Here is a 26846-nt window from a genome sequence, read left to right as displayed (position 1 = left end):
CAGGGCGGGCGCGCGATCAGGGCGGGCGCGCGATCAGGGCGGGCGCGCGATCAAGGCGTGAGGCGGTGCAGGTCTCGCGGGAACGCTGTGACCTCGCGGACGTTCGCGGCGCCGAGCAGCCGGGCGACGAAGCGTTCCAGCCCGATCGCGAAGCCCCCGTGCGCGGGCATCCCGTACCGGAAGCCGTCCAGATATCCCTCGTAGGCCGTGACCGCCTCGCCCCGCGCCGCCAAAGCCGCCGTGTAGTCGTCGTACCGGTGCAGCCGCTGCCCGCCGGTGACCAGCTCGACCCCGCGAAACAGCAGGTCGAAGCTGTTCGACCAGGTCGGGTCCGACGGCTGCGGATGGGTGTAGAACGGCCGCTTGCGCATCGGGTAGCCGGTGACGAAGACGAAGTCGCTGCCGTGCTCGCGGGCCGCCCACTCCCCCAGCGCCCGCTCGTGGGCCGGGGCCAGGTCGGGCTCGTCGGCGGGCGCCCCGGCGATCCGCAGCGCCTCGCTGAAGTGCACCGCCGGGATCTGTTCCGGCACGCCCGGCCCGGGGGTGCCCGTCCGGTCCGCCACCGTGTCGACCATGGTTGCCACGACGTCGCGCAGCACCGCCATCACGTCGCGGTGGTCGGTAATGAAGCCCAGCTCGGCGTCGAGCGAGGTGTACTGGGCCAGGTGCCGGGCGGTGTCGTGCGGCTCGGCCCGGAACACCGGACCGACCTCGTACACCCGCTCGAAGACACCGACCATGAGCTGCTTGTAGAACTGCGGCGACTGGGCCAGGTAGCCGGGGCGGCCGAAGTAGTCGAGCCGGAACACGTTCGCCCCGGACTCGGTCGCCGACGCGACGATCTTCGGCGTGTGGATCTCGACGAACCGGCGGGCCTCCAGCGCCGCCCGGAACCCCGCGGTGGCCGCGGCGGCCACCCGCAGCGCGGCGGCCCGGGCCGGGTGCCGCAGGGCCAGCGCGGCATGGTCGAGCTGGGTGGGCAGGGTCCCGGTCGGGGCGGGCCGGTGCAGTTCGACCGGCAACGGTACGGCGACCGCGCTGAGCACCCGTACCGTCGGCGCGGTGAGCTCGACCCCGGCGGGCGCCGCGGCGTTCGCGGTGACCGTGCCGGTGACCTCGACGACGCTCTCCTCGGTCAGCGCCTCGAGCACCGCGCGGTCCTCGGCCGAGGTCGCGACGATCTGGGCGAGCCCGGCGGCGTCGCGCAGGATCAGGAAGGCCACCGACTTGAGCAGCCGGCGGCGGTGCACCCAGCCGGCGACCGTGACGGTCCGGCCCGCGTGGGCGGCCAGTTCGGTGGAGAGGATGCGTTGCATGGCGGGTACCTCCTCTGGTGTCTGCAACGCGGCCCCAGGGAGGTGTGGGCGAGCGGGATCCTCGCGGTGCCACCACACCTTCACGCCGCACAGCGGCGCCTCTTGTCGTGCCCGGCTCGGGAGTGTCTTCACGCCCCGGCGCCGGGCCACCTTCACAGCTGCCGGTGGCTCTCTGAGCCGGCGGGGTCGGGGCGTTACTCGGTTCCGTCGTCGCCGTGGCCGGACGCTAACAGCGCGGTGACGCGAAGTGAAAGCGTTTTCCCGGTACGGCGTGAGGGCGGTCACAGAACCGGGGACGTGAGCCTCGTCGCCCACCGCCCGCATGATCTTGTCTCGGGCGTAACCTCGTCGTCGTGACAGTTGCTCCCGAGGGCCGCCGCATGCTGCGCATCGAGGCGCGCAACGCCGAGACTCCCATCGAGCGCAAGCCGCCGTGGATCAAGGTCAAGGCGAAGATGGGCCCCGAGTACACGCAACTGCGCGGGCTGGTGCAGAAGGAAGGCCTGCACACGGTCTGCCAGGAGGCCGGCTGCCCCAACATCTACGAATGTTGGGAGGACCGGGAGGCGACGTTCCTCATCGGCGGTGACCAGTGCACCCGCCGCTGCGACTTCTGTCAGATCGACACGGGCAAGCCCGCCGAGTTCGACGCCGACGAGCCGCGCCGCGTCGGCGAGTCCGTCGCCACAATGGGCCTGAAGTACGCGACCGTCACCGGTGTCGCCCGCGACGACCTGCCCGACGGCGGCGCCTGGCTGTACGCCGAGACGGTGCGCCAGATCCACAAGCTGCAGCCCAACTGCGGCGTCGAGCTGCTGATCCCCGACTTCAACGCCGAGCCCGAGCAACTCGCCGAGGTGTTCGGGGCGGCCCCCGAGGTGCTGGCCCACAACGTCGAGACCGTGCCCCGGATCTTCAAGCGGATCCGCCCCGCGTTCCGGTACGAGCGCTCGCTCGAGGTCATCACCCGCGCCCGCTCCGCCGGGTTGGTCACCAAGAGCAACCTGATCCTCGGCATGGGCGAGGAACGGGCCGAGGTGTCGCAGGCCCTGCGCGACCTGCACGGCGCGGGCTGCGAGCTGATCACCATCACGCAGTACCTGCGGCCCACCCCGCGGCACCACCCGGTCGAGCGCTGGGTGAAGCCGGAGGAGTTCGTGGAGCTTGGCCAGGAGGCCGAGCAGATCGGCTTCGCCGGGGTGATGAGCGGCCCGCTGGTGCGCTCCTCGTACCGCGCGGGCCGGCTCTACCAGCAGGCCCTCGCCGCCCGCGGCTGACACCAAGCCGGTCCGGGCTCTACCGCTCGTCCAGCAGGCCGAGGCGGTGGGCCACCGCCGCCGCTTCGACGCGGTTGGCGACGTCGAGCTTCGCGATGATCCGGGAGACGTGCACGCTGGCGGTCTTGGGTGAGATGTAGAGCCGCTCGGCGATGCGCCCGTTGCTGTGCCCCTCGGCTACCAGGCGCAGTACCTCACGTTCGCGCGAGGTGAGCACCTCGGTGCCGGCCGGGGTCGGCTGCCCGGGGGCCCGCAGCCCGATGCGGCGGGAAAGGGTGTCGGCGGCCTCGCACAGCGGCCGGGCGCCCAGGGCGGCGGCCACCGCGACGGCCTCCTCGACGGAGGCGGCCGCGACCGCCCGGTCACCCGCCCGCGCCGCGGCACCGGCCAGTCCGAGCAGTGCCACCGCCAGCGGGTGACGCCGGCCGTCCGCCCGCCACGCCTCGACGGCCGCCTCCCACCGCTGCGGGCCACCGTCGAGCAGCGCCGCGACCTGCGCCGCGTACGCCCGGTCGGCACCGTGCCGCTGCGGCGTGGCGGCGGCCAGCGCCCGGATCCGCTCCCGCAGATCGTCCACGCCCGCCCGCTCGATCACGTCCCCGGCGGCGGCCCGCTCGACGGCGGTTGCCGCGGAGGCCAGCAGCGGCCAGCTGTAGCGGGGGCGCTCCACGATCGCCGGCTCGGCCACCGCGGAGCCGGCGGCGGTCAGCGCCGCCGTGGTGTCGCCCGCGTGCAGGGCGTCCTCGATGCGCAGATCCAGCAGGGACAGCCGGTTGTCGGCGTGCAGGAACGGGCGGGTGAGGAAACCGACCGCGCGGGTCACCAGCGGCTCGGCGCCCTCGTGGCCCCGGGCCAGCCGCAGCCGGGCGCGCAGCAGCAGCCACGGCAGCGCGAGGGTGCCGGGCGGATCGAGGCGGGCCGCCTGCGCGAGGCGGGCGTCGGCCTCGTCCCACCGGCCCAGGGCCAGCAGCGCCTCCGCGTGGTTGGCCAGCAGGAACACCCCCATGGTGCGGCTCACGCCGACCCGGTCCGCGTACGGCATGCCCTCGTCGGCGGCCGCCGCCGACTCCTCGTAGCGGCCCAGCGCGAAGAGGGTGTCGGAGATGTTGACCAGGGCGCGGGCCAGGGTGGGCAGGTGCCCGGTGGCGCGGGCCTGCTTGGCGGCCGTCCGCATCGTGGCGAGGCCCTCCTCGGGCGACACGGAACCCGCGCACAGCTGCCCGAAGATGATCGTGGCGGACACCTCGGCCGTGAGGTCGTCCAGCTCACCGGCGGCGGCCATCGCCTCCCGCGCGATCCGGCCGCCCTCGTCGTGGTCGACCGGGGCCAGCGCGTACGCGACGTCGGCCAGCAGCATCGCCCGTTCCTCCGAATGCGGCGCCGCGGTCAGCAGCCGGTAGGCCTCCCGGGACTCGGCGGCGCCGTCGCTGGTGCCCGCGTTGTGCAGCAGCTTGCCGCGGCGCACCAGCAGCCGGGCGGCGCGCACCGGCTCGGCGGCGGCGTCGAGGTCACCGAGCGCGGCCCGGGTGAGCTTGAGCGCGCGCATGAGCTCACCCGCCTCGATGGCGACCAGGGCCGCCTCCTCCAGCAGGTCGAGGTGGCTCTCGCCGAGCAGGTGCGCGGGGTCGCCGACCTGCTCCCACAGCTCCAGCACCCGGTCCAGCAGGCGGGCCTGCTCCGCGTACGCGAAGCGGCGCCCGGCCTCGTCGGCGGCCTGCTTGGCGCTGACCAGGGCGCGCGGGTGGTCGTGCGCCGCGTGCCAGTGGTGGGCGATCTCGGCCGGGGCGCGGCCCATGCCGACCAGCTCCGGCTCCGCCTCGAGGGCCTGCGCGTAGCGGGCGTGCAGCCGGGCGTGCTCGCCGGGCAGGAGGTCGTCGTGCACCGCCTCGCGGACCAGCGCGTGCCGGAACTCGTAGCCGCCGGTGCCGTCCACGACGATGAGCTGGGCCACGACGACGGCCCGCAGCGCCGACTCCAGCTCGGCCTCGGAGCCGCCCACGACGCGGCTGAGCAGCTCGTGGCCGAACCGGGTGCCGCCCACGGCGGCGATCCGCAGCACCCGCTGGGCCGCCTCGGGGAGCTGGTCGACCCGGGCCAGCAGCAGGTCGCGCAGGGTGTCCGGGATGTCGCCGCAGCCCTGCGCGGCCGAGGCGGCCAGCTGCTCGACGAAGAACGGGTTGCCCTGGGCCCGGGCGTGGATGTTGTCCACCGTTCGCGGCTCGGGCTCCGCGCCGGCCAGCTCCGCCAGCAGGCGGGCGGTGCCGTCGCGGTCGAGCCGGTCCAGCTCCAGCCGGCGCACCCCGCGCACCCGCTCGAACTCGCCCAGGAACGGCCGCAGCGGATGCCCGCGGTGCAACTCGTCCGTCCGGTAGGTCGCGACGATCAGCACCCGGGGCAGCCGGGCCGAGCGGACCAGGAACGCGATCAGGTCGCGGGTCGAGCGGTCGGCCCAGTGCAGGTCCTCGATGATCAGCACCAGCGGGCGCGTCTCGGCCAGGCGCGCGAACAGCGTCCCCACCAGCTCGAACAGGTGCCCGCGCCGGTCGGCGCCGGGGACACCGAGCTCGGGCAGCAGGCGGGCGAAATCCGCTTCGCGGCCCTCGAACACCGTGGGCCCGTCGCGGTGCACGAGCTGGCGCAGCGCGGCCGCGAACGGGGCGTACGGCAGGCCCTCCTCGCCCAGCTCCAGGCACTGCCCGGTGAGCAGTTGCGCGCCGTCGGACTCGGCGGTGCGGCAGAACTCCTCGACGAGGCGGGTCTTGCCGATCCCGGCCTCGCCGCCGAGCAGGACGGCCGACGGCTCGCCGCTGCGGGCGGCCTTCAGCGCGTCGCGCAGCGCGGCCAGGTCGGCCTCCCGGCCGACCATGACCGCGCTGCTGCACGTACGGGGATGTGCCGCCACGAAATCGAGCATGCCATGGCGGTACGACAGGACCGCGTCGTGCGTGACCGTCACGACGCCACCGGCGCGCGTACGGTGCGCAGCGTGCGGCCGTGGCGCGGCCACCGCAACCACGACCGGCGGGGGGCTTCGGCCCGCGCCTGGGCGGCCAGCCGCTGTGCGTCGGCGGCCCGGTGCAGTTCCTCGGCGCGCCGGTGGTAGATGTCGAGTCGCAGGCCGGGGTCGGTGTACAGGAACATCGCTTCTCCTTCGCGATCGGTGCTGACGTCGACTCTTCGCGCGAAGGGGGTACCGGCACATGGGGACGCTGCCTCATCTCGGCCGCCTCAGGTGCCTTACCCGGCCCGGCCGGGGGCGCTGCGCGGGGTAAGGCACTCAGTCGATCCACCGCGCGGCGGCCCGGAGCGCCACCACTAGACTCCGGGGTATGGCAAAACCCCAGGAGAAGGTGTCGTTCGGCACGCGCCTGAAGCAGATCGGTCAGGTCGTCGGGTTCACGGCGAAGCAGGACAAGTGGTTCGTCCCGCTGGTCGCCGCCGCCGTGCTGATCCCGCTGGCGCTGACCGTGCTGGTCGTACTCCTGGATGGCGGCCTGGTGTGGATCCCGATCGGGATCATGATCGCCCTGCTGGGCGCGCTGATCGTGCTCAACCTGCGGTCCAACGCCGCGATGATGAACGCGGCCGAGGGTCAGCCCGGCGCGGCCGCCTCGATTCTGGAGAACATGCGCGGCGACTGGCGGGTGCGCCCCGCGGCCAGCTCGACCACCCAGTTCGACATGGTGCATGTGGTCATCGGCCGTCCCGGGGTGATCCTGCTGGGTGAGGGCCAGCCGCAGCGGGTGCGCAACCTGATGAGCCAGGAGAAGCGCCGCCTGGCCAAGGTGATCGGCAACGCCCCGCTGTACGACTACGTGATCGGCACGGAGGAGGGCCAGCTGTCGATCCGCAAGCTGCGCACCACCGTGATGAAGCTGCCGCGCAACCTCAGCGGCAAGGACGTCAACGCGCTGGACAAGCGGCTCGGCGCGCTGATGGCCCGGCCGCAGATGCCCAAGGGCGCCATCCCGAAGAACATGCGGCCCAGCAAGGGCGCCTTCCGCCAGCAGCGTCCCCGCTGATCCCGAGCTCGGGGCAGGTCAACGCGGCTTGCGGATCACGACCGATCCGACGGCGCGGTCGTGCAGGCCGCGCCGGTCGCCGTCCATGATGACCGCTGGGACGAGCAGGGCCAGCAGGACCGCCCGCGCCAGCCCAACGGTCACGCCGATCGCTCCGCCGTCACGGACGGCGACGCACCGCAGACCGGCGAGGGCCATGCCCGGCGTCTGTCCGAACAGGCCGATCCCGACGGCGTTCATCACGATCAGGACGAGTACGGGCGGCCACGCGACGATCCGAGGGTCGGCGTAGAACGCGGCCGCCATCAGGCAGATCGCCCAATCGATCATCAGCGCGCCGAGGCGGCGACCGAGGGGCGCGAGCTCGACCGTCGTCAGGTCGTAGGCGCCGGTGGGCGGGGTGTCGTTCGCGCGTGTGGCCACGATCGGTGAGCGTAACGGGTGTACCTGGGTGGGGTGATCCCGCGGCGATCCGAACCGCCACGCCGACCCGCCACGCTAACCTCCAGGGGTCGCGACCAGGCCCCACGCGTCCGTAACATGAAGGAAACAATAGGGACACGCGCGGGCAACTGTGTGCCCATAACGTCGCGACGAGTCTAGCGACGTGGCGGTGACGCCGCCCCGGTTTGAGATAAGACGTGCCAGGAGGACGTGTGTTCGCCAATCCCGAGGAACTCCTGCGATACCTCAAGGACGAGGACGTTAAGTTCGTCGACGTACGGTTCTGTGACCTGCCCGGTGTGATGCAGCACTTCAACATGCCGGTGGAATCGTTCGACGACAGTGTCGTCACCGACGGCCTCGCCTTCGACGGATCGTCGATCCGCGGGTTCCAGGCCATCCACGAGTCCGACATGATGCTGCTGCCGGACGTCACCACCGCCTTCATCGACCCGTTCCGGGCACAGAAGACGCTGGCGCTGAACTTCTTCATCCACGACCCGTTCACTCGCGAGGCCTACTCGCGTGACCCGCGCAACGTCGCCAAGAAGGCCGAGACCTACCTGGCCTCCAGCGGCATCGCCGACACCGCGTACTTCGGCGCCGAGGCGGAGTTCTACATCTTCGACTCGATCCGCCACGAGACCTCCGCGCACCAGGCGTTCTACTACATCGACTCGATCGAGGGCGCCTGGAACTCGGGCCGGGAAGAGGCGGGCGGCAACCGCGGCTACAAGACCGCGTACAAGGGCGGCTACTTCCCCGTCTCGCCGGTGGACCACTACTCCGACCTGCGCGACTCCATGGTGCGCCGGCTGATCGACGTGGGCTTCACGGTCGAGCGTTCGCACCACGAGGTGGGCACCGCCGGCCAGGGGGAGATCAACTACAAGTTCTCCACGCTGCTGCACGCCGGCGACCAGATGCAGCTGTTCAAGTACATCATCAAGAACACCGCCTGGGAGCACGGCAAGACCGTGACCTTCATGCCCAAGCCGCTGTTCGGTGACAACGGCTCCGGCATGCACACCCACCAGAGCCTCTGGCTCGGCGGTGAGCCGCTGTTCTACGACGAGACCGGCTACGCGGGCCTGTCCGACACCGCCCGCTGGTACATCGGCGGTCTGCTGCAGCACGCGCCGTCGCTGCTGGCCTTCACCAACCCGACCGTCAACTCGTACCGGCGGCTCGTGCCCGGCTACGAGGCCCCGGTCAACCTGGTGTACTCGCAGCGCAACCGCTCCGCCTGCACCCGGATCCCGGTGACCGGCAGCAACCCGAAGGCCAAGCGCGTCGAGTTCCGCGTGCCGGACCCGTCGGGCAACCCGTACCTGTCCTTCGCGGCCCAGATGATGGCCGGCCTGGACGGCATCAAGAACAAGATCGAGCCGCCGGCCCCGATCGACAAGGACCTGTACGACCTGCCGCCGGAGGAGTGGGGCAGCGTCAAGCAGGTGCCGGGTTCGCTGGACGCGGTGCTCGACTCGCTCGAGGGTGACCACGAGTTCCTGACCGCCGGTGGCGTGTTCACCGAGGACCTGATCTCGACCTGGATCGACTGGAAGCGGGCCAACGAGATTGACCCGGTGCGCCTGCGCCCGACCCCGCACGAGTTCGAGATGTACTACAACGTCTGACCGATTCTGAGCCGCTGACCAAGGCGTTGTACGACGACCCTGGTCGCGGGTGAAAGCCCGGTACAAGCGTCGAAGCGGCGGTCACGATCGGCTCCCCAGCCGGCGTGGCCGCCGTTTCTCGCGGCTGCGCACCCCGCCGCCTCCAGCCGTTACACCTTCCGCCCCGCAGCGGCCGCCGCAGAGATCAATGCCCTGGTCGTCCGAAATCACCGGGCAGGTGCGTGGCGCGATTCGATGGTCACGGACGTCTCCTCGCTCGACTCGCCGTAATCGAGAAGCGCTCGCGTTACGTCGCTCAGTTCTAGACAAAAAGTTGACACGATAGGGGTCGACTATGGAACGGCGATGTGAAGTCGCGCAAGAATCACCCAATGTTCGGGAGTAGCCTCAGGAACCGTCTCCTGGTTGGTCCTCTGCTGGCGCTCGGCATCGTGACCGGCGGTGCCGCTGCGCTGGAGGCGCTGGACGTATCCGGCTGGTGGGCGGTTGCCGTCGCCGTGCCCGTAGCCGTCCTCCCCGTGCTTGCGGAGAATCTGGTCCAGCCGTGGCTCGAGCGGCGCCGCATTCAAACCAAGCAGGAGCAAGAGGCAATAGAGGCATTACGGCCATCACTGAACCGCCAGGGGAAACTCCGGGTGGTGGACGATTTCAGCGCATTTGAGCTTGGCGTGCACGACTCTGTCCCAATCCCGTCGGCCGCGCAGCCTTCGGAAAGGGCCCCGGCACCGGCCGGGCGAGCAAGCCTCAGAAAAAAGAAGCGGGTGCCTAGCGAAGTACCTGACCCTCGCCTGCCTACCTGGGTCAGGAGACGCAAGGAGAAAGACATCGAGGAGTGGCTGCCAGGCGCCCAGGAGCAGGGCGGCTTCTTGCTCATAGTTGGCCGCTCATCGGTGGGCAAGACCCGGATGGCGTACGAGGTCGTCCGTACCCATTTCAGGAACTGGGCACTGCTGCAACCAGACTCCGCAGACGTTGTTGCCGGCGTTGCGAAATCGGCTCTCCGCTTGCCGAAACTGGTGATCTGGCTCGACGAAATTCAAGGATATCTGGAAGGGCCCAGCCTGAAGCCCGGTTCGACACCGCTTTCCGTCGCGAATATCAAACAGCTGCTGCAGAGACCCACGCCGGTCGTGATTATCGGCACCATCTGGCCGGATCGGGCAAGAGAGCTACGGGCGGTTGAGAAGGACTCCAACGGGGTCAACGAGCGACAGAAATACCCCGGAGCCAAAGAGGTTCTGACCTACTTCAACCGACTTGAAGTCCTGTTGGGAGAGTTTGACGACGACGAGAAGGAGACCGCCAGAGAGATCGCCGTCCAGGACGCACGGATCGCGGATGCCTTGAAGGAGCCGAACTACAGTGTCACCCAGGTTCTTGCCGGCGCTCCGTGGTTGATTCGTCGATGGAAGGAGGCGAATCAGCGTGAAGAGTCGGTCATCAATTCCGCAATCGACGCCCGCCGCGTTGGGATTGTCAGCCCACTTGCCGAGCCGTTACTCACTCAGGCCGCACGGGCATACCTACCGGTGGTCGAGAGTGACGACCAGTGGTTCGGAGGCGCCCTCACATATGCTACGGAAGAGCGGCAAGATCAGGGCAGCATCAGCCTTCTGATTCCGGTTCGAGACGAGGAAAACCGCACGGTCCTTGGTTACGATGTTGCCGAGTACCTGCTCCAACAGGGATTCAGAGAGCGTCACAATGCCCGCGTCCCGGAGCTCGCCTGGCAGGCGTTCTTGAACAATGTCGTCCATTCAGAAGACCTCTTGTTCCTTGCGTTCAATGCCTTTGATCGTGGCCTGCTACGGCACGCGGACGCACTCTACCGTCGCGCGACCGAGGCGGGTCATCCCGATGCGCCGTTGCACTTCGCTCAAATGCTGGCGTGGCAAGGACGCAAGGCCCATGCCGAGGCGATCCTGCGTGAAGCAATCACTGCCGGAAACTTGAGAGCTTGGATAGCCCTGCTGGAGCATGTCCGTTCCGATGGCCGGATCGACGACTTCAGGCGGCTCCGGTTGGAGGCGAATGTCGTCGCGCGGATTGAGGAGAATACGTCAGAGGAGCTGCGCAATTACTTGGATAGCGAGGCGTGGGAGCGTGACCTGGCCTTTGAGAATACCCGGTCCGCTCGGCCAGCCGCCCTCGTCGCGACGCCGAAGTCGGACGGTGAGGTAGGAGTTTCCGGCGATGGCGGCCGAGGCCAGACCGCGGTGCAGGCGCCCGTAGACGAACCAGCGGCACCGGCGAGTCGAGACGGTAACCAAGCGGGCCACGTGGACCAGCGAAGCGCCGACGCGGGCAAGGCCGATGTGGGGATCCCGCTGCCGCGCCAGTTCACGGCGGTCGGTGAGCCGGGCAAGGACGGGTACGCGCCGGACCATGCCATCGGCAACGGCGAGGTGCATCTCAGTGAAGCGAAGCAGGCACTCCCGGAGGACGGCACCGCGGATCAGAACGCCACGGTCAGTTTGGCGGTCATGTTCGAGCAGCGCGGCGAGCCCGACAAGGCGGAACAGGTACTGCGCGAGGGCATGGCGGCGGGCGAGCCGAACGCCCGGGTCGGCCTGGCCGTCCTGTTCGAGCAGCGCGGCGAGCCCGACAAGGCGGAACAGGTGCTGCGGGAAGGCATCGCCGCAGGCGAACCAGATGCCCGAGCCGGTCTGGCCGGCTGGTTCGAGTACCGGCAGATGCCCGAGAAGGTGGAAGAGGTGTACCGCGAAGGCATCGCCGCGGGTGAGCCGGACGCCCGGGTCGGCCTGGCGTACTCGTTCGAGCAGCGCGGCGAGCTGGACAAGGCGGAACAGGTGCTGCGGGAGGGCATCGCGGCGGGCGAGCCGAACGCCAGGGTCAGTTTGGCGGACATGTTCGAGCAGCAGGGTGAGCTGGACAAGGCGGAGCAGGTACTGCGCGAGGCTATCGCCGCGGGCGAACCGGACGCCCGCGTCGGCCTGGCGGTCCTGTTCGAGCAGCAGGGCGAGCCGGACGAAGCGGAGCAGGTACTGCGCGAGGGCATCGCCGCAGGCGAACCAGAAGCCAGGGTTGGCATGGCGGGCCTGTTCGAGCAGCGCGGCGAGCCGGACAAGGCGGAACAGGTGCTGCGCGAGGGCATCGCGGCAGGTGAGCCCAACGCCAGGAGCCGGTTGGCGGGCTGGTTCGATCGCCAAGGTGAACCGGACAAGGCGGAACAGGTACTGCGCGAAGGCATCGCCGCGGGCGAACTGAACGCGCGGGCCGGTCTGGCGGTCCTGTTCGAACAGCGCGGCCAGCCCGACAGGGCGGAACAAGTGCACCGCGACGGCATCGCCGCAGGCGAACCAGACGCCCGAGCCGGCCTGGCCGGCTGGTTCGAATACCGCCAGATGCCCGAGAAGGTGGAAGAGGTGTACCGCGAAGGCATCGCCGCGGGCGAGCCGAACGCCTGGGCGAACCTGGCGGACCTGTTCGAACAGCGCGGCGAGCCGGACAAGGCGGAACAGGCACTGCGCGAAGGCATCGCCGCGGGCGAGTCGCACGCTTGGGTCAGTTTGGCGGACCTGTTCGAGCAGCGCGGCGACCCGGACGAAGCGGAGCGGGCACTGCGGGAAGGCATCGCCGCAGGTGAACCCGACGCCCGCGTCGGCCTGGCGGTCCTGTTCGAACAGCGGGGTGAGCCCGATCAGGCGGAGCAGGTGTACCAGGACGGCGTCGCCGCAGGCGAACCGAACGCCCGAAGCCGGTTGGCGGGCTGGTTCGACCACCGAGGTGAACCGGACAAGGCGGAGCAGGCACTGCGCGAAGGCATCGCGGCGGGCGAACCAGACGCCCGCATCGGCCTGGCCGTCCTGTTCGAACAGCGCGGCGAACCCGACAAGGCGGAACAGGTGTACCAGGACGGCGTCGCCGCAGGCGAACCGAACGCCCGAAGCCGGTTGGCAGGCTGGTACGACCACCAAGGTGAACCGGACAAGGCAGAGAAGGCACTGCGCGAAGGCATCGCCGCAGGCGAACCAGACGCCCGCATCGGTCTCGCGGTCCTGTTCGAACAGCGCGGCCAGCCGGACAAGGCGGAACAGGTGTACCAGGAGGGCATCGCCGCAGGGGAACCAGACGCCCGGGCCGGCCTGGCGGTCCTGTTCGAACAGCGCGGCCAGCTCGACAAGGCGGAACAGGTGCACCGCGACGGCATCGCCGCAGGCGAACCAGACGCCCGAGCCGGCCTGGCCGGCTGGTTCGAATACCGCCGGATGCCCGAGAAGGTGGAAGAGGTGTACCGCGAAGGCATCGCCGCGGGCGAGCCGAACGCCTGGGCGAATCTGGCGGACCTGTTCGAACAGCGCGGCGAGCCGGACAAGGCGGAACAGGCACTGCGCGAAGGCATCGCCGCGGGCGAGCCGAGCGCCTGGGTTGGCCTGGCAGACCTGTTCGAACAGCGCGGCGAGCCGGACAAGGCGGAACAGGCACTGCGCGAAGGCATCGCCGGAGGGGAACCGAACGCCCGCGTCGGCCTCGCGGTCCTGTTCGAACAGCGCGGCCGGCCGGACAAGGCAGAGCAGGTGTACCGGGAGGGGGTCGACGCAGGCGAGCCGAACGCCAGGAGCCGGTTGGCGGGCTGGTTCGATCGCCAAGGTGAACCGGACAAGGCGGAGCAGGTACTGCGCGAGGGCATCGCCGCGGGCGAACCGAACGCCCGGGCCGGCCTGGCCGTCCTGTTCGAACAGCGCGGCGAGCCCGACAAGGCGGAACAGGTGCACCGCGAAGGCATCGCCGCAGGCGAACCAGACGCCCGAACCGGCCTGGCCGGCTGGTTCGAATACCGCCGGATGCCCGAGAAGGTGGAAGAGGTGTACCGCGAAGGCATCGCCGCGGGCGAGCCGGACGCCTGGGCGAACCTGGCAAACCTGTTCGAGAACCGCAACGAGCCGGAGAAGGCCGAGAAGGTCTTTCGCGGAGCCATCGCGGCGGGTGAATCGGGCGCCCGGGCCGACCTGGCGGTCCTGTTCGAGCAGCGGGGCGAGCCGGACAGGGCCGAGCAGGTACTGCGGGAGGGCATCAACGCAGGCGAACCAGAAGCCAGAGTCTCCTTGGCAGCTCTGCTCGATGGCCGGGGACAGCGCGACCGAGCCGAACAGATACTGCGGGAAGGCATCGTCGCCGGCGAATTGGGCGCTCGAGCCAGCTTGGCGTACGTACTTGAGCGTTGGGGGCAAGCGGATCGCGCCGAGCAGGTGTTCCGGGACGGGATCGCGGCGGGCGGAGCGAATGCCTGGGCCGGATTGGCCGACCTGTACGAGTTTCGGGGACAGCAGGATAACGCCGAGCAGGTGTACAGAGAGGGTATCGCCGCCGGTGATCCCGGCGCTCGTGCCGGTCTCGCGGAATTGCTCCGCAAGCGGGGGCAGGAGGACAAAGCCGAGGAGGTCTACCGCCAAGGCATCGGCGCCGGGGACTTCTACTGCCTAGCCAGCCTGGTCTCGTTGCTGGAGGACCAGAAGCGTCCGGAGGCGCGCCACATGCGGCGCTTCGGGCTCACCGTGGACGGATCGTTGGCATCACCTTGGTGGCAGGAGTCCGGCGACGAAGTGTGACGCGCCGACCGGCTAGGGCCGGTAGAGGCTCAACGCACCGGACTGCCTGAGGTAGAGGCGTCCGTTGACGATCACGGGATGATCCACCGCGCCGCGGTAGGCGGTGCCCTTGACCGCGGGCGCACCGGAGGCGGCCTGCAGGATGGCCAGCGAGGAGCCGGTGTCGGCGCTCACCACCGTGTAGACCAGGCCACCGGCGCGGATCGGCTGGCCCACCCCGCCGTTGAGGGTCCTGGTCCAGCTGACGGCTCCGGTATCGGCCCGGTAGGCGGTCAAGGTCAGGCCGACGGCGACGAACAGCCGACGCCCGTCGGTCGCCACCGTGTCGTTTCCGAAATGGATGTCCACCCCGGGACGGCTCCACAGGGTCGCGCCGGTGCCGGCGTTCACCGCGCGCAGGACGCGGTCGAAGTCGACGACGAAGAACCGGTCACCGGCGGGACTGGCGGCCAGCACCCCCTCGTAGGGCTGCGCGCGTTCCCAGAGCACCGCGCCGGTGCTGGTCGCGACGCACACCGTGCCGCCCGCGTACCGGGACAACAGCAGCCGGCCCTTGGCGGACACGTTGCTGCGGTTCGCGACGCCCTCCCGGGACCACACCTGAACACCGTCGGTGACCCGGTATGCCCGTACGATTCCTTCCGGGTGCTCGGACGCGCTGGTGTCCGAGACGACGACCAGACCCTGGTCGGTGACCAGGGAGCCCACCGGGAGAGACCTGCTCCACCGTACGGTTCCGGTGCCCACGTCGAAGGCGCTCAGGCTGCCGGTCGGGTCGCTGACACTTCCACAGTGGGCGACGCCGACCACGAGCGCGCCGCCCACCACCGCGAGGTGGACGCGACCCGGGGGCTCGGCGACCGGGCGGTTCCACCGCCACAGCAGGCGCCCGTCGCCGACCCGGAACGCGGCCACCCCGCCGTCGTCGACGAGAAACACCCGGCCACCCGCGACGACCGGCGCCTGGGCGGTGGGACAGTCCGACGGGAAGGCCGGCACCGTGATTCGCCAGCGGCGGGTGACCTTCCTGATCGTCGCCGCGTTGATGATCGACTCATTGGCGTTGTAGCTGGTGTTCGCCGCATTAAAGCCGTCCTGAGCCCACGCGGTCGCGTTCGCGAGCTGGTGGCCGGCACCGGGGCGCTGACCGGCACCCATCGCGGGCGGCGACGTGATCAGTGCGGCGACGGCCACCGCGACGACGGCGGCGCTCCAGCGGGGACGAGCTCCTGACCTCTTCACAAAGCGCCAGGGTAGGTACACGTCGTCCCCTTTCCGGGACGTATTGCTGTCGCGTCACGGTGAACGGGGTGTCGGACCCCCGTGCCATCCTCACTGTCATGACCGGATGGGATCCGAAGGCGGACCTTCGCCACTATCTCCAGGCCGCCCGCGACGCACTGCTGTGGAAACTGGACGACCTCTCTGAGTACGACGTACGCCGCCCCCTGGTGCCGACCGGCACCAACCTGCTCGGCCTGATCAAGCACCTGGCCGGCGTCGAAGCGGGGTACTTCGGTGAGACGTTCGGCCGCCCGTTCGGCCAGCCGCTGCCCTGGATGGACGCCGGCGCCGAGCCGAACGCCGACATGTGGGCCACCGCCGACGAGAGCCGGGCGGAGATCACCGACCTGTACCGCCGCGTCCGGGCGCACGCGGACGCCACGATCGACGCCCTCGCGCTGGACGCCGTCGGCCGCGTGCCGTGGTGGCCGCCCGAGCACAACGAGGTGACGCTGCACCGGATCCTGACCCATGTGATCGCCGAGACGCACCGGCATGCCGGTCACGCCGACATCGTCCGGGAGCTCATCGACGGAGCCGCCGGGATGCGCAAGGGCAACGACAACATGCCGCCCGGTGACCGGGCCTGGTGGCAGGAGCACCGCGAGCGCCTGGAGAGCGTCGCCCGCGACGCCGGTCGTCAGGCCCCGACGGCCGCCGCGCCTACCCGGTGAAGATCAGCGACAGGTGATCGTCGAGGGCGGACACCGCCGTCTGCGCGTCGTACTGACCGCCGAGGAGGTAGACCCCGAGTCCTTCCATGGCGGCCAGCAGGCCGGCCGCCGCGTGTTCGGGGTTCAGGGCGGCCGGGGCGCTCGCGGTCGCCTGCGCGGCGCGGATCTGGTCGGCGATGAAGGTGACCATCTGGTCGGTGTCCTCCCGCATCCGAGCCGCCGCGGCGGGGCGCACCGCGGTGTAGGCGAGGAACGCCAGCGCGACGCGGCCGTCGGCCCGCCGCTGCTCGTCGAGCGGCAGCAGCTCGACCAGGATCGTGCGGACCAGCGCGTGCGGGGTCAGCGGCTGGCTGAGCGCGCCGACCGCCCGGGTCACCCGGGCCTCGTTGCGTTCGCGGATCACCGCCAGGGCGAAGCTCATCATCTCGTCCTTGGTGGCGAAGTAGTGCTGCACCATGCCCGACGTGACACCCGCCTCGGCGGCCACATGGCGCAGGCTGACCGCCTCCAGCCCGCTGGCGGCGGCGACCCGCATGAGCGCGTCGGCGATCAAGGTCCGGCGCGCCTGGTGGTCGACCTTCTTCGGCATACGCCCATGCTTTCACATTGCAGTCGCATTGACTCCGGCCAGGGGCCCGTTTAAGATTGCGACTGCAACGCAAAGGGAGGACGCCTCATGTCGTACGCCGTACGGATGCTGCGCAGGCTGGTCGCGTACGAGCTGGCCATGTGGCACAGCCTCTACCGCTGGGTCTTCCGCCGCCCGCTGCGGCTCGAACCGGGCGCCCGGGAGTTCAGCTACATCGGCGTGGTCAAGCCCATCCTGTGGGCGTTCATCGTGCTGTCCGCCGTGGAGATCCCCATCTTCGACCTCATCCTGCGGCACGTGCTGCCCTGGGAGGGCCTGCGCCGTACCGTTCTCGTGCTCGGCGTCTACGGCCTGCTGTGGATGATCGGTCTGATGGCGATGCTGCGCATGCATCCCCACGTCGCCGAGAAGGCGGGACTGCGAGTCCGCAACGGCGCCACCCTCGAGTTCCAGGTGCCGTGGGACGCGGTCGAATCCGTCCGGGCACGGTACCGGTCACTGCCCTCCAGCCGCGCGGTCCACCTGGAGCAGGCGGACTCCGGCACGGTGCTCAGCATCGGCACCGGCCGCCAGACCAGCGTCGATCTCGTACTGCGGGAGCCGCTGGCCATCGACCTGCCCGCCGGGCGCACCGAGAACGTCAGCGAGATCCGGCTCTACGCCGACGAGCCGGACGCCCTGGCCGAGCTGACCCGCCGGCACGCCGGCACCCCGGACCCGGCCGGGCAACACTGAGCCGGTCGCCATCGCGGCGCGGGCGTCATCCGTGACGACCAGCGCCTCAGTGCAGGTCGGCGCGCTCCGGCGCGAGGTACGTGGCCTCCCCGGCGGCACGGCGCTGGGCACGACTGCGGCGGATCAGCCACACCGCCAGCGCGACCAGCGCCGCCGTCATCAGCCATGAGCCCTGCGTCTTGGTGGCCAGCGCCCAGTTGTACCCGTCGGGGATCGTCAGGGTCGCCGCGACCGCGCACGGCACCAGCACCCACCGGGTGAAGATCGCCTCGTTCCGCGTCCAGGTCGCGGCGAGCACCGCCAGCGGCCACAGCGCGTACCACGGGTGGAAGACCGGGGCCAGCACCACGGTCAGCGCCAGCGCCAGCCCCGCCCCGAGCAGCGCCTCGCCCCGCCGCGCCCACCACCACAGCGCCACCAGCGCCGGAACGAGCAGCACCGTGGCGATCAGCCGGGTGGCGGGCAGCGCGTCGACATGGACGCCGAAGACCGCCAGGAACCTGCCCACGGTCATCCCGACCGCGGTCGAGGGCGACGTCCACTCGATGGTGTCTCCGCTGCGGAGCAGGCCGTACGCCCAGCCCACGCCGCGGCCCGAGAGCAGCGACAGGACGGCCAGGGCTCCGACGGCACCGCCGCCGATCGCCACCCCCGGACGCCACAGCGCCCGCAGCGACGCGCCCTTCGGCACCGCCGCCAGCACCGCGAACGGCAACACCACGACCGCCGTCGCCTTGACCCCGACCGCGAGGCCGAGCAGCGCGCCGCCCAGCAGCAACGCCGCCGTCCGGGGCAGCAACGGCGCCGTCCGGGGCAGCGACGGCGCACCGGACTGCGGTGAGTCGGGGGCAGACCGCCGACCGGCCACCAGGGCCAGACCAGCCACCAGCAGGCCGATCATCACCGCGTCGTTGTGGCCGCCGGAGACCAGGTGGATCAGCACGAGCGGGCAGGCCAGCACGGTCCAGGTGGCCTTCGCGGGCGCCACCCCGGCCCGGCGGGCCAGCGCGGGCACCCCGGCCGCGATCATCGCCACCCCGACCACGGCGATCAGGCGGAACACGGCAACCGTCCCGATCAGGGTGCCCCCGGCATGCACCGCGGCCGCCGACAACAGCAGGAACAGCGGACCGTACGGGGCGGGGGAATCGCGCCAGGCCTCCGACACCGAGCCGAGCCAGGGACAACCGAACGCCTGCGCATTGGTCGCGTACGGGTCACCGCCGGCCAGTTGGACGTAGCCCTGGCAGGCGTACGAATACACGTCCTCGCTGCCCAGCGGCAGGAACGGCAGCAGCGGCAGCGCCCACAACCCGGCCGTCACCAGCGCCCACCGGGTGGACGGGACCACCCGGCGCCCGTGCCACCAGGCGGTGATCAGCAGCGCGGTGCCCGCCACCCAGGACACCGGGAGCAGCACACCGAGGTCGCCGCGCAGCAGGTCCACCACGTTGTAGGCGTTGCCCCGCAGAAGTTCCGCACCCCCCAGGTAGGCGCAGAGCGCGGTCAGCACGCTGCCGACCAGGCCGAGGTAGCGAACGGAGCGGGGGGTGAACATGGGCGTCAGGATACGAGACGGCCCACACCGCATGTCGCGGACAGTGATTAAGATCCGGTCCGCACCGGCACCCGCCGCCGCGCCCGCACCAGCGGTACCACCAGCATCACGACCAGTAGCGCGGTCACCGCGAACGCGCCCTGCACCCGGGTCGCCAGCGCGAGGTTGTAGCCGTCGGGCAGACACAACGCCGCGGCCACCGCGCAGGCAGCCGCCAGCCACCTGTGCCCACCCGCGGCCGTCGCCGCCAGCACCGCCAGCGGCCAGACCAGATACCAGGGGTGGAACACCGGGGCCAACCCGACCGTGGCCGCGAGGGCCAGCCCCGCGCCGAGCAGCGCCCCACCGCCCCGGGCCCGCCACCACAGCACGGCCAACACGGCGGCGAGCGCCGCGACGCCGAGCAGCCGGGCCACCGGCACCGCGTCGACATCGGCGCCGAACACCCTGGCGAGGGCGGAAACGCTGAGGCCGACCGCCGTGGGCGGGGACGTCCACTGTACGGAGACTCCACTGTCCGCGAGGTTGCGTACCCAGCCGAAGCCGAGGCCGGCGACCAGCGACACCGCGGCGAGCGCCCCCGCCGCACCGGCGGCCAGCACGGCGCCGGGGCGCAGCAGCGCCCGCAGCGCGGCGCGATCCGCCATGCCACCGCCCAGACCGGACTCGACCGCGTCGGAGCCCGCCCGGCGACCACCCAGACCGGAGTCGACCACGTCGCGGCCCGCCCGGCGACCACCCAGACCGGAGTCGACCGCGTCGCGGCCCGCCCGGCGACCACCCGGACGGGACTCGACCGCGGCCAGCACCGCGAACGGCAGCACCACGACCGCGGTGACCTTGACCCCGACCGCCAGCCCGAGCAGGACCCCCGCACTCGCCAGCAGCCCGATCCGCGCGGCCGGGCGGTCCAGCCGTGAACCCGGAAGCGTCGTACCCACGGCGGCGGCGACGGCCAGGCCCGCGACCAGCAGGCCCACCATCACGGCGTCGTTGTGCGCCCCCGCCACCAGGTGCACGGCGACCAGCGGGCAGGCCAGCACGAGCCACACCGCCCGCTCCGGCGGCACCCCGTGGCGCCGGGCCAGCACCGGCAGACACAAGCCAACGAGCACGACACCCAGCACGGCCAGCACGCGCAGCACCGCAACCGTCCCGGCCAGACCGCCGCCCACCTTCGCCGCCCCCGCCGCCAGCAGCAGAAACACCGGACCGTACGGGGCAGGCGCGGCGCGCCACGTCGGTGCGACCGCGTCCGCCCACGGACAGCCCAGCACACTGACCCCCGCCGCGTACGGGTCGTGCCCGGCTGCCAGCGCATACCCCTGGCATGCGTACGAGTAGACGTCGTAACTGCCCAGCGGCAGCACCGGCAGCAGTGGCGCGGCCCACAGCGCGGCGGTCACGTACGCCCAGCGCAGCGACGGCACCGACGTGCGGCCCAGCCACCACGCCCCGATCAGCAAGCCGGTGCCGAGCAGCCAGCTCAGCGGCAGGAGCACACCGTCGGTGCCGGCGAACACGGTGCGGGGCGTCATCGTGGGCTGCCACGGCCAGGTGGCCCCACCCAACTGGGCGGCCAGCGCCAGCAGCAAGCTGCCCGCCAGGCCCGTGTAGCGGACGAGGCGGGCGCGGGGCATGGCGGCCACCCTACCGTGACTCACCGCAACCGACGGTTTCCTGACGGCGCTCCATACAGCCCGCCGGGTATGGTCGGTGCCCGTGTGGGCCCGGTGGCGAACCGAAGTGGTCACCGCCGGGCTGGCGGCGGCCCTCGGTGTCGCGTACCTGCTGCTTCCGCGGCCGGGCTCGGATCTGTCCGCCCAGGTGGCCCGCGCCGACTTCTTCGCGGAGCACGGCTGGGCGGTCGTCGACCTGCGCTGGTACGCCGGGGTGAACCAGCTCGGCTACAGCCTGGTGTCACAGCCCGTGATGGCCTTGCTGGGCGTCCGGGTGACCGGGGTGCTGGCGCTGCTGGTGTCCGCGGTGACGTTCGCCGCGCTGCTGCGCCGTACCCGGGTGGCCCGGCCACTGCCGGGCGCCCTGGTCGGCGCGGTGTGCCTGGCCGGGAATCTGCTGTCCGGCCGGGTCACGTACGCGCTCGGCGTGGCGCTCGGGCTGGCGGCGCTGCTGGCTCTCACGTACCCGAGGCTGCGCCCGGCCGTCGTGGTCGCCGCGCTGCTGGCGTCCGCGACCAGCCCGGTGGCCGGGTTGTTCCTCGGGCTGGCCGGAGTCGCCCTGCTGGCGGCGCGCCGGTGGGGCGACGGGCTGCTGGTGGCCGTCCCGGCGGCGGTGCCGCTCGCGGTGAGCGCCGGGCTCTTCGGCGACGGCGGGTGGATGAACATCAGCCAGGCGGACGCGGTACGGGCTGTCGGGATGAGCCTGCTCGTGGCCGTCCTGGTGCCGCACCGCCCGGTCCGGTACGGGGCGCTGTTGTCCGCGGCCGGGGTGGTCGCGGCCACCCTCGTGCACACCCCGGTCGGTCTGAACGCGACGCGGCTGGCGGTCATGTTCGGGCTGCCCCTGCTGGCCGCCTGCGCCCGCCCGCCCGGGTGGCCACCCGCCCGGCTGAGCCGAATCCTGCCCGCCCGCCCGCCCGTGCGGCCACCGGCCCGGCTGAGCCCAATCCTGCCCGCAGGCCCACGCGGCCGGCCGCCCGCCCAGCCGGACAGCGCACCGCCCGCCCAGCCCAGCGAGCACCCCTCGAGGCCCGGCGTGGGGCGTCCCGCGCGGCTGTGGGCCGGGATTGCCGTCCGTTGGCGGCCGTGGGCACTGGTCGCGGTGCTGGTGGCGGTGTGCTGGTGGCAGCCGCCGGTTGTCGTCGCCGACCTGCGTGACATCGGCAACCCGACGGCCGATCCGGGATTCTTCGCGCCGCTGCGCGACCGGCTGGCGGGCGGGTCCCTGACCGGGCGGGTGGAGATCCCGCCGACCCGCGACTACTGGGAGGCGGCCTATATGGGCGACGTGCCGCTGGCCCGGGGCTGGCTGCGGCAGGCCGACATCGACCGTAACCCGCTGTTCTTCACCAGCGTGCCGGGGGCGGCCGGCACCGGTGTGCCCCTGACCGCCGAGAGCTACCGGGACTGGCTGTCCCGCGAGGCGGTGCAGTACGTGGCCGTTCCGAAAGCACCGCTGTCCTGGGTGGGACGGGCGGAGGCGCAGCTGATCGGGGGCGGGTTGCCCTACCTGACGCCGGTCTGGTCGGACGCGCGCTGGCAGTTGTACGCGGTGACCGACCCGACGCCGATCGTCGCGGCCCCGGGGCGGCAGGTGTCGCACACCGCCTCGACGGTCACGTTCGACGCGCCCGCCGCGGGGGACGTGCGGGTGCGCGTGCGGTACTCCCCGTGGCTGCGCGTGGACGGTGGCGCGACCGTTGCGGCGGACGGGGAGTGGACCGTGGTCCGGGTCCCCGCCGCAGGCCGGTACAACCTGCGCTCATAGGAGGCAGCTCCGCCCGGGTCAGCGGCGATAGTTGGGGACTTCCGGTCAGCACCGCGCCCAAACACACCAAGATCTACAAGACCACACTCGCAGGACACAGCTCCCATCCAGTGCAGCGGCAATCGTTGGGGACTTCGGGTCAGCACCGCACCGAAACACACCAAGATCCGTAAGACCGCCGGGAGTGCGGCAAGCCGAGACGCGCGGCGGGAGCGCGGCAAAGGCCGGGACGCGCGGCGGGAGCGCGGCGAAGGCCGGGACGCGCGGCGGGAGCGCGGCGAAGGCCGGGACGCGCGGCGGGAGCGCGGCGAAGGCCGGGACGCGAACCACGACATCGAGCGCCCAGCAGCCGCAGCCGGCCGGGATGTCCAGCACCCCCCTGCCAGCAGCACCCGGGGCGCACGACATCCCGGACGGCTCTACCTGCCACCCAGGCGCGTACCGGTCAGGACTCCAGGACACGCTCCATGGCGGCTCGGGAGTGGCGGGTCACGCGAAGGTACCGGTCCACGAACTCTCCCGGATCTCCCCCGCCGAGCACCTGCACCGCGCCCGCCAGCTCGACCCCGTGCTGCGGCAGCTGGTCGGTCGGGCGGCCCCGCACCAGCGTGAGCGCGTTGCGGACCCGCGCCGCCAGCGTCCACCCCGCCGCCATCGCGGCCGCGTCCGCCCCGTCGACGAGCCCGGCGTCGCGGGCGGCGGCCAGGGCCTCCAGGGTCCGGGTGAGCCGCAGCTCCGGCACGTCGTACGCGTGTCGCAGCTGCAGCAGCTGGACCGCCCACTCGACGTCGGCGAGCCCGCCACGGCCCAGTTTCGTGTGCATGTGGGGGTCGGCGTTGCGGGGCATTCGCTCACGTTCGACGCGGGCCTTGATCCGGCGGATCTCCACGACCTGTTCGCGGGTGAGCCCGCCGCCGGGATACCGCATGCCGTCGGCGAGCCGCTCGAATTCGCGGCCCAGTCCGGCGTCGCCGCAGACGAAGCGGGCACGCAGCAGCGCCTGCGACTCCCACACCCGCGACCAGCGGGCGTAGTACTGCGCGTACGCGGCGAGGCTGCGCACTAGCGGGCCCTGGCGTCCCTCGGGGCGCAGGTCGGCGTCGATGCCCAGCGGCGGGTCGGGGGCGGGCGCGGACAGCAGGCGGCGCAGTTCCTCGGCGATCGCGTGCGCGGCGGCGGACGCCTCGCTCTCCGGGGTGGCGGCCGGGGCGTCGTACACGAACAGCACGTCGGCGTCGGAGGGGTAGCTCATCTCGTACCCGCCGAGGCGACCCATCCCGATCACCGCGAAGCGCAGGCCGTCGGGGCCGGGGCGGGCCCGCCGGGCGGCGGCCAGCGCGGCGCCCAGGGTGGCGTCCGTGACGTCGGAGAGCGCGATGCCGATCGCGTCGACGTCGAGCGGATGCTCGGGGGCCAGGTCCCCGGCGCGGCTGAGGATGTCGGCGCAGGCGATGCGGAACAGCTCGCGGCGGCGCAGGGCGCGCACCGAGTCGATCGCCTTCTGCGGGTCGGCGTACCGTTCGGCGGCGGCGAGGAAGCCGTCGCGCAGCACGTCGGCCGGGCGGGGCTGCAGCTCGGCGTCGTCGGCCAGCAGCCGTAGCGCTTCGGGATCGCGGGTGAGCAGGTCCGTGGCGTACCGGGAGAGGCTGAGCACCCGGGCCAGGCGGCGGGCCACCGGGCCGCCGTCGCGCAGCAGCCGCAGATACCAGGGGGTGCTGCCCAGCTTGTCGGAGACGTGCCGGTAGTTGAGCAGGCCGCGGTCCGGCTCGGGCGCGTCCGCGAACTCCTGCAGCAGCATCGGCAGCAGTGTGCGCTGGATCGCCGACGTACGGGTGACCCCGCCGGTCAGCGCCTGCAGGTGCCGCAGTGCCGCGCCCGGGTCGGCGAAGCCCAGGATCTCCAGCCGGCGCCCGGCCGACTCGGGTGTCATCCGTAGCGCCTCGGCGGGTACCCGGGCCACGGCCTCCAGCAGCGGCCGGTACAGCAGTTTGACGTGCAGGCGCCGGACCTGCGCGGCGTGGCCCACCCAGTCGGCGCGGAACTCCTCGACCGCGTCGCGGCCGGGCACCGCGGTGTACCCGAGGGCGGCAGCCAGCCAGCGCAGCGCCGCGGGATCGTCGGGCACGGTGTGGGTGCGGCGCAGGTGTTGCAGTTGCAGGCGGTGTTCGACGGAACGCAGGAATCGGTAGCCGCGCAGCAGCGTCTCGCCGTCGTCGCGGCCCACGTAGCCGCCGGCGACCAGCGCGCGCAGCGCGGGCAGGGTGCCGGGCTCGTGCAGCGTCTCGTCGACGCGGCCGTGCACGAGCTGCAGCAGCTGCACCGCGAACTCGATGTCGCGCAGCCCGCCGGGCCCTCGCTTGATCTCGCGGGCCAGCTCCTTGGGCGGGACGTTCTCGATGATTTTGCGGCGCATGTCGCGGACGTCGGCGACCGCCTCGGGCCGTTCCGCGGCGTGCCACAACAGCGGCGCCAGGTTGTCGATCCACTCCTGCGCCAACGCCAGATCCCCCGCCGCGGGCCGGGCCTTGAGCAGCGCCTGGAACTCCCAGGTCCGCGCCCAGCGCCGGTAGTAGGCGTCGTGGCTGGCCAGGGTGCGCACCAGCGGGCCCCGGCTGCCCTCGGGCCGCAGCGCCGCGTCGACCGGCCAGGCCACCTGCCCGCAGATCTCGATCAGCCGCGCCGCCACGGTGGTTCCGGCGGCCAGGTCCTCGTCGCCGCGAGCGACGAAGATGACGTCCACGTCGGACACGTAGTTGAGCTCGTTGCCGCCGCATTTGCCCATCGCCACGACCGCCAGCCGGGGCGCGGTCGCGGTCAGCTCGCCCACGGCGATCGCGTACGCCGCGGCGAGCGTCTCGTCGGCCAGGCGGGACAGGGCGGCCATCGTCGGCTCCAGGCCGCGGCCCCCGGTCAGGTCGGCGGCCGCGATCCGCAACAGCGCGATCCGGTACGCCCGGCGCAGGGCGGGCACGGTCGGCGGGCCCTCCCCCGCCGATTCGCCGAACTCCAGACGCCCCTCGGCGTTGGGCGGCAGCCCGGTCTTGCCCGTGGCCAGCACCCGCCACTCGTCGGGGTTGGCGACGAGGTGGTCGCCCAGCGCGGCCGACGATCCGAGTACGGCCAGCAGTCGGCGGCGCAGCCCGGCATCGCCGCACAGGGCGGTCAGGACGGCTTCGGCGGCGGGGTTGTCGGCGATCGGGCCCCGGGACGCGGCGACCGAGCCGCCGTTGCCGCGGATCGCGGCCCGCCCCGCGGACTCGACCATGCGGTGCAGCTGGAGCAGCGCCAGGTTGGGGTCGGCGGTGCGGGACAGGGCGTGCAGCAGTTCACCGCCGGCGTCGTCCAGCGGTTCCTGCGCGGCGGGGTCCCACAGCCGCAGCCCGGACTCGCCGAGCAGCTCGGCGGCGCGGGCCGCGTCGTCGAAGCCGTAGCGGGCGAGCCGGCTGAGCCGGGTCATCGGCCCAGCAGCGGCAGGGTGGGGCCCGTTCCCGGGTTGGCGATGTCGGCGTCCGGCAGGGTGCCCTGGGCCAGCGCGGCGAACCGGGCCGCGAACGGCTGCCACACCTCCTCCACGTCGGGCAGCACCTCGGCGGTGGCCGCGACCACCACCTCGGGGTCGTAGCCCAGCTCCGCCAGCAGGGTCGAGTCGGTCGCCCAGTCGGCGATCATCGCGGCGTCGCACTCGATGTGGAACTGCACCCCCCAGGCCCGGTCGCCGAGCCGGAACGCCTGGTGCGGGTACCGCGTCGACGCGGCCAGCAGCACCGCACCCCTGGGCAGCTCGGTGATCTCGTCGGTGTGCCACTGGATCACGTCGGGCAGCAGCGGCACGTACCGGAAAAGGGGGTCGGTGTCCGCGGCGTCGCGGCGCCCGACCAGGGCGGGCCCGATCTCCGGCCCGGCCGTGCTGCGCTCCACCACGCCGCCGTGCGCGGCGGCCAGCAGCTGGCCGCCGAGGCAGACGCCCAGCGTCGGCACCCGGTGCCGCACGGCCTTGCGCAGCAGCGCCTCCACCGCCGGGAACCAGGGCGCGCCGGGCTGCCCCGCGGCGTTCGGGTACGCGTCCTGCTCGCCGCCCAGCACCACGAAGGCCACGTAGTCGTCGAGGCTTTCCGGCAGCGGCTCGCCCAGGTGCGGGCGGACCACGCTCACCGCCAGTCCCGCCTCGGCGAACCAGTCGCCGAGCCGGCGCAGATCGTCCGTCGGGTCGTTCTCGACCACCAGCGCAGTCCCCACCCCCCGAGGCTAACGAATGGCGCGCCGCCCGCCGTGGCCGGATCGCGGCGGGTCGCC

Annotated in this window: 17 protein-coding genes; 7 read left to right on the top strand and 10 right to left on the bottom strand. The window is 72.1% G+C overall.

From position 1 onward, the window contains the following. Nucleotides 1-50: 50 nt before the first annotated feature. Nucleotides 51-1316 carry an aspartate--tRNA(Asn) ligase gene (aspS, locus tag EV385_RS23385; RefSeq protein WP_130511396.1) on the bottom strand — a complete coding sequence of 422 codons (1266 nt, stop codon included), beginning with the start codon at nt 1314-1316 and terminating at the stop codon, nt 51-53. 380 nt (nt 1317-1696) lie between these two features. On the opposite strand from aspS, the gene lipA reads away from it, so the two are divergent. Next, nucleotides 1697-2593, top strand: coding sequence for a lipoyl synthase (gene lipA / locus EV385_RS23380; RefSeq protein WP_130513511.1), 897 nt, complete (start codon nt 1697-1699; stop codon nt 2591-2593). Nucleotides 2594-2612: 19 nt separating this feature from the next. Here lipA and EV385_RS23375 read toward each other — a convergent pair whose 3' ends face one another. Both EV385_RS23375 and EV385_RS23370 read right to left on the bottom strand, forming a co-directional pair. Then, on the bottom strand, nt 2613-5549 hold the full coding sequence (locus EV385_RS23375) for a helix-turn-helix transcriptional regulator (protein ID WP_242625035.1): 2937 nt from the start codon (nt 5547-5549) through the stop codon (nt 2613-2615). Then, entirely contained in the window at nt 5546-5734 is a 189-nt protein-coding gene (locus EV385_RS23370; RefSeq protein ID WP_130511395.1) for a hypothetical protein, read from the bottom strand. The genes EV385_RS23375 and EV385_RS23370 overlap by 4 nt, the downstream gene beginning before the upstream one ends. A gap of 188 nt (nt 5735-5922) precedes the next feature. Between EV385_RS23370 and EV385_RS23365 the strand changes: the two genes are divergently transcribed. After that, entirely contained in the window at nt 5923-6615 is a 693-nt protein-coding gene (locus EV385_RS23365) for a DUF4191 domain-containing protein (protein WP_130511394.1), read from the top strand. An 18-nt stretch (nt 6616-6633) separates the two neighbouring features. Here the strand turns inward: EV385_RS23365 and EV385_RS23360 are convergent, their stop codons facing one another. Further along, complete coding sequence (locus EV385_RS23360) at nt 6634-6993, bottom strand: RDD family protein (protein ID WP_242625340.1); 360 nt, start codon at nt 6991-6993, stop codon at nt 6634-6636. Nucleotides 6994-7271: 278 nt separating this feature from the next. Here EV385_RS23360 and glnA point away from each other — a divergent pair, with 278 nt between their 5' ends. Together glnA and EV385_RS23350 are read left to right on the top strand one after the other, a co-directional pair. Continuing rightward, nucleotides 7272-8696: a type I glutamate--ammonia ligase gene (gene glnA, locus EV385_RS23355; RefSeq protein WP_130511392.1), complete on the top strand. Its 1425-nt coding sequence runs from the start codon at nt 7272-7274 to the stop codon at nt 8694-8696. A gap of 347 nt (nt 8697-9043) precedes the next feature. Next, nucleotides 9044-14266, top strand: a complete 5223-nt coding sequence (locus tag EV385_RS23350; protein ID WP_165449565.1) for a tetratricopeptide repeat protein — start codon at nt 9044-9046, stop codon at nt 14264-14266. Nucleotides 14267-14278: 12 nt separating this feature from the next. Here EV385_RS23350 and EV385_RS23345 read toward each other — a convergent pair whose 3' ends face one another. After that, complete coding sequence (locus EV385_RS23345) at nt 14279-15508, bottom strand: outer membrane protein assembly factor BamB family protein (protein WP_130511390.1); 1230 nt, start codon at nt 15506-15508, stop codon at nt 14279-14281. A 98-nt stretch (nt 15509-15606) separates the two neighbouring features. Here EV385_RS23345 and EV385_RS23340 point away from each other — a divergent pair, with 98 nt between their 5' ends. After that, the gene (locus EV385_RS23340) at nt 15607-16224 is read left to right on the top strand and encodes a DinB family protein (RefSeq protein WP_130511389.1); all 618 of its coding nucleotides are present in this window, start codon (nt 15607-15609) and stop codon (nt 16222-16224) included. Here EV385_RS23340 and EV385_RS23335 read toward each other — a convergent pair. Further along, entirely contained in the window at nt 16214-16813 is a 600-nt protein-coding gene (locus tag EV385_RS23335) for a TetR/AcrR family transcriptional regulator (RefSeq protein ID WP_130511388.1), read from the bottom strand. The two genes, EV385_RS23340 and EV385_RS23335, sit on opposite strands and share 11 nt — an antisense overlap. Nucleotides 16814-16900: 87 nt before the next feature. On the opposite strand from EV385_RS23335, the gene EV385_RS23330 reads away from it, so the two are divergent. Continuing rightward, the gene (locus EV385_RS23330; protein WP_130511387.1) at nt 16901-17548 is read left to right on the top strand and encodes a hypothetical protein; all 648 of its coding nucleotides are present in this window, start codon (nt 16901-16903) and stop codon (nt 17546-17548) included. 46 nt (nt 17549-17594) lie between these two features. Here EV385_RS23330 and mptB (EV385_RS23325) read toward each other — a convergent pair whose 3' ends face one another. After that, complete coding sequence (gene mptB / locus EV385_RS23325; protein WP_242625034.1) at nt 17595-19106, bottom strand: polyprenol phosphomannose-dependent alpha 1,6 mannosyltransferase MptB; 1512 nt, start codon at nt 19104-19106, stop codon at nt 17595-17597. Nucleotides 19107-19153: 47 nt separating this feature from the next. Next, nucleotides 19154-20860 carry a polyprenol phosphomannose-dependent alpha 1,6 mannosyltransferase MptB gene (gene mptB / locus EV385_RS23320; RefSeq protein ID WP_207229908.1) on the bottom strand — a complete coding sequence of 569 codons (1707 nt, stop codon included), beginning with the start codon at nt 20858-20860 and terminating at the stop codon, nt 19154-19156. Here mptB (EV385_RS23320) and EV385_RS23315 point away from each other — a divergent pair. Continuing rightward, nucleotides 20829-22553: a hypothetical protein gene (locus EV385_RS23315; protein ID WP_130513509.1), complete on the top strand. Its 1725-nt coding sequence runs from the start codon at nt 20829-20831 to the stop codon at nt 22551-22553. The two genes, mptB (EV385_RS23320) and EV385_RS23315, sit on opposite strands and share 32 nt — an antisense overlap. Nucleotides 22554-22998: 445 nt before the next feature. Here the strand turns inward: EV385_RS23315 and EV385_RS23310 are convergent, their stop codons facing one another. Together EV385_RS23310 and EV385_RS23305 are read right to left on the bottom strand one after the other, a co-directional pair. Next, nucleotides 22999-26010, bottom strand: coding sequence for a bifunctional [glutamine synthetase] adenylyltransferase/[glutamine synthetase]-adenylyl-L-tyrosine phosphorylase (locus EV385_RS23310; protein WP_130511384.1), 3012 nt, complete (start codon nt 26008-26010; stop codon nt 22999-23001). Then, the gene (locus EV385_RS23305) at nt 26007-26789 is read right to left on the bottom strand and encodes a type 1 glutamine amidotransferase (RefSeq protein ID WP_130511383.1); all 783 of its coding nucleotides are present in this window, start codon (nt 26787-26789) and stop codon (nt 26007-26009) included. Before EV385_RS23305 ends, EV385_RS23310 begins: the two co-directional genes overlap by 4 nt. Nucleotides 26790-26846 lie beyond the last annotated feature (57 nt).

Origin of the sequence: Krasilnikovia cinnamomea (genome assembly GCF_004217545.1) — a bacterium.
GTDB lineage: Bacteria > Actinomycetota > Actinomycetes > Mycobacteriales > Micromonosporaceae > Actinoplanes > Actinoplanes cinnamomeus.
This window is presented reverse-complemented; position numbering and strand designations above follow the sequence as displayed.

Bases quoted from the DNA above. Each gene is read 5' to 3' on its own strand.
- aspS (WP_130511396.1), bottom strand. From the start codon at position 1,316: ATGCAACGCATCCTCTCCACCGAACTGGCCGCCCACGCGGGCCGGACC.
- lipA (WP_130513511.1), top strand. From the start codon at position 1,697: ATGCTGCGCATCGAGGCGCGCAACGCCGAGACTCCCATCGAGCGCAAG.
- EV385_RS23370 (WP_130511395.1), bottom strand. From the start codon at position 5,734: ATGTTCCTGTACACCGACCCCGGCCTGCGACTCGACATCTACCACCGG.
- EV385_RS23365 (WP_130511394.1), top strand. From the start codon at position 5,923: ATGGCAAAACCCCAGGAGAAGGTGTCGTTCGGCACGCGCCTGAAGCAG.
- EV385_RS23340 (WP_130511389.1), top strand. From the start codon at position 15,607: ATGACCGGATGGGATCCGAAGGCGGACCTTCGCCACTATCTCCAGGCC.
- EV385_RS23335 (WP_130511388.1), bottom strand. From the start codon at position 16,813: ATGCCGAAGAAGGTCGACCACCAGGCGCGCCGGACCTTGATCGCCGAC.
- EV385_RS23330 (WP_130511387.1), top strand. From the start codon at position 16,901: ATGTCGTACGCCGTACGGATGCTGCGCAGGCTGGTCGCGTACGAGCTG.
- mptB (WP_242625034.1), bottom strand. From the start codon at position 19,106: ATGTTCACCCCCCGCTCCGTTCGCTACCTCGGCCTGGTCGGCAGCGTG.
- EV385_RS23310 (WP_130511384.1), bottom strand. From the start codon at position 26,010: ATGACCCGGCTCAGCCGGCTCGCCCGCTACGGCTTCGACGACGCGGCC.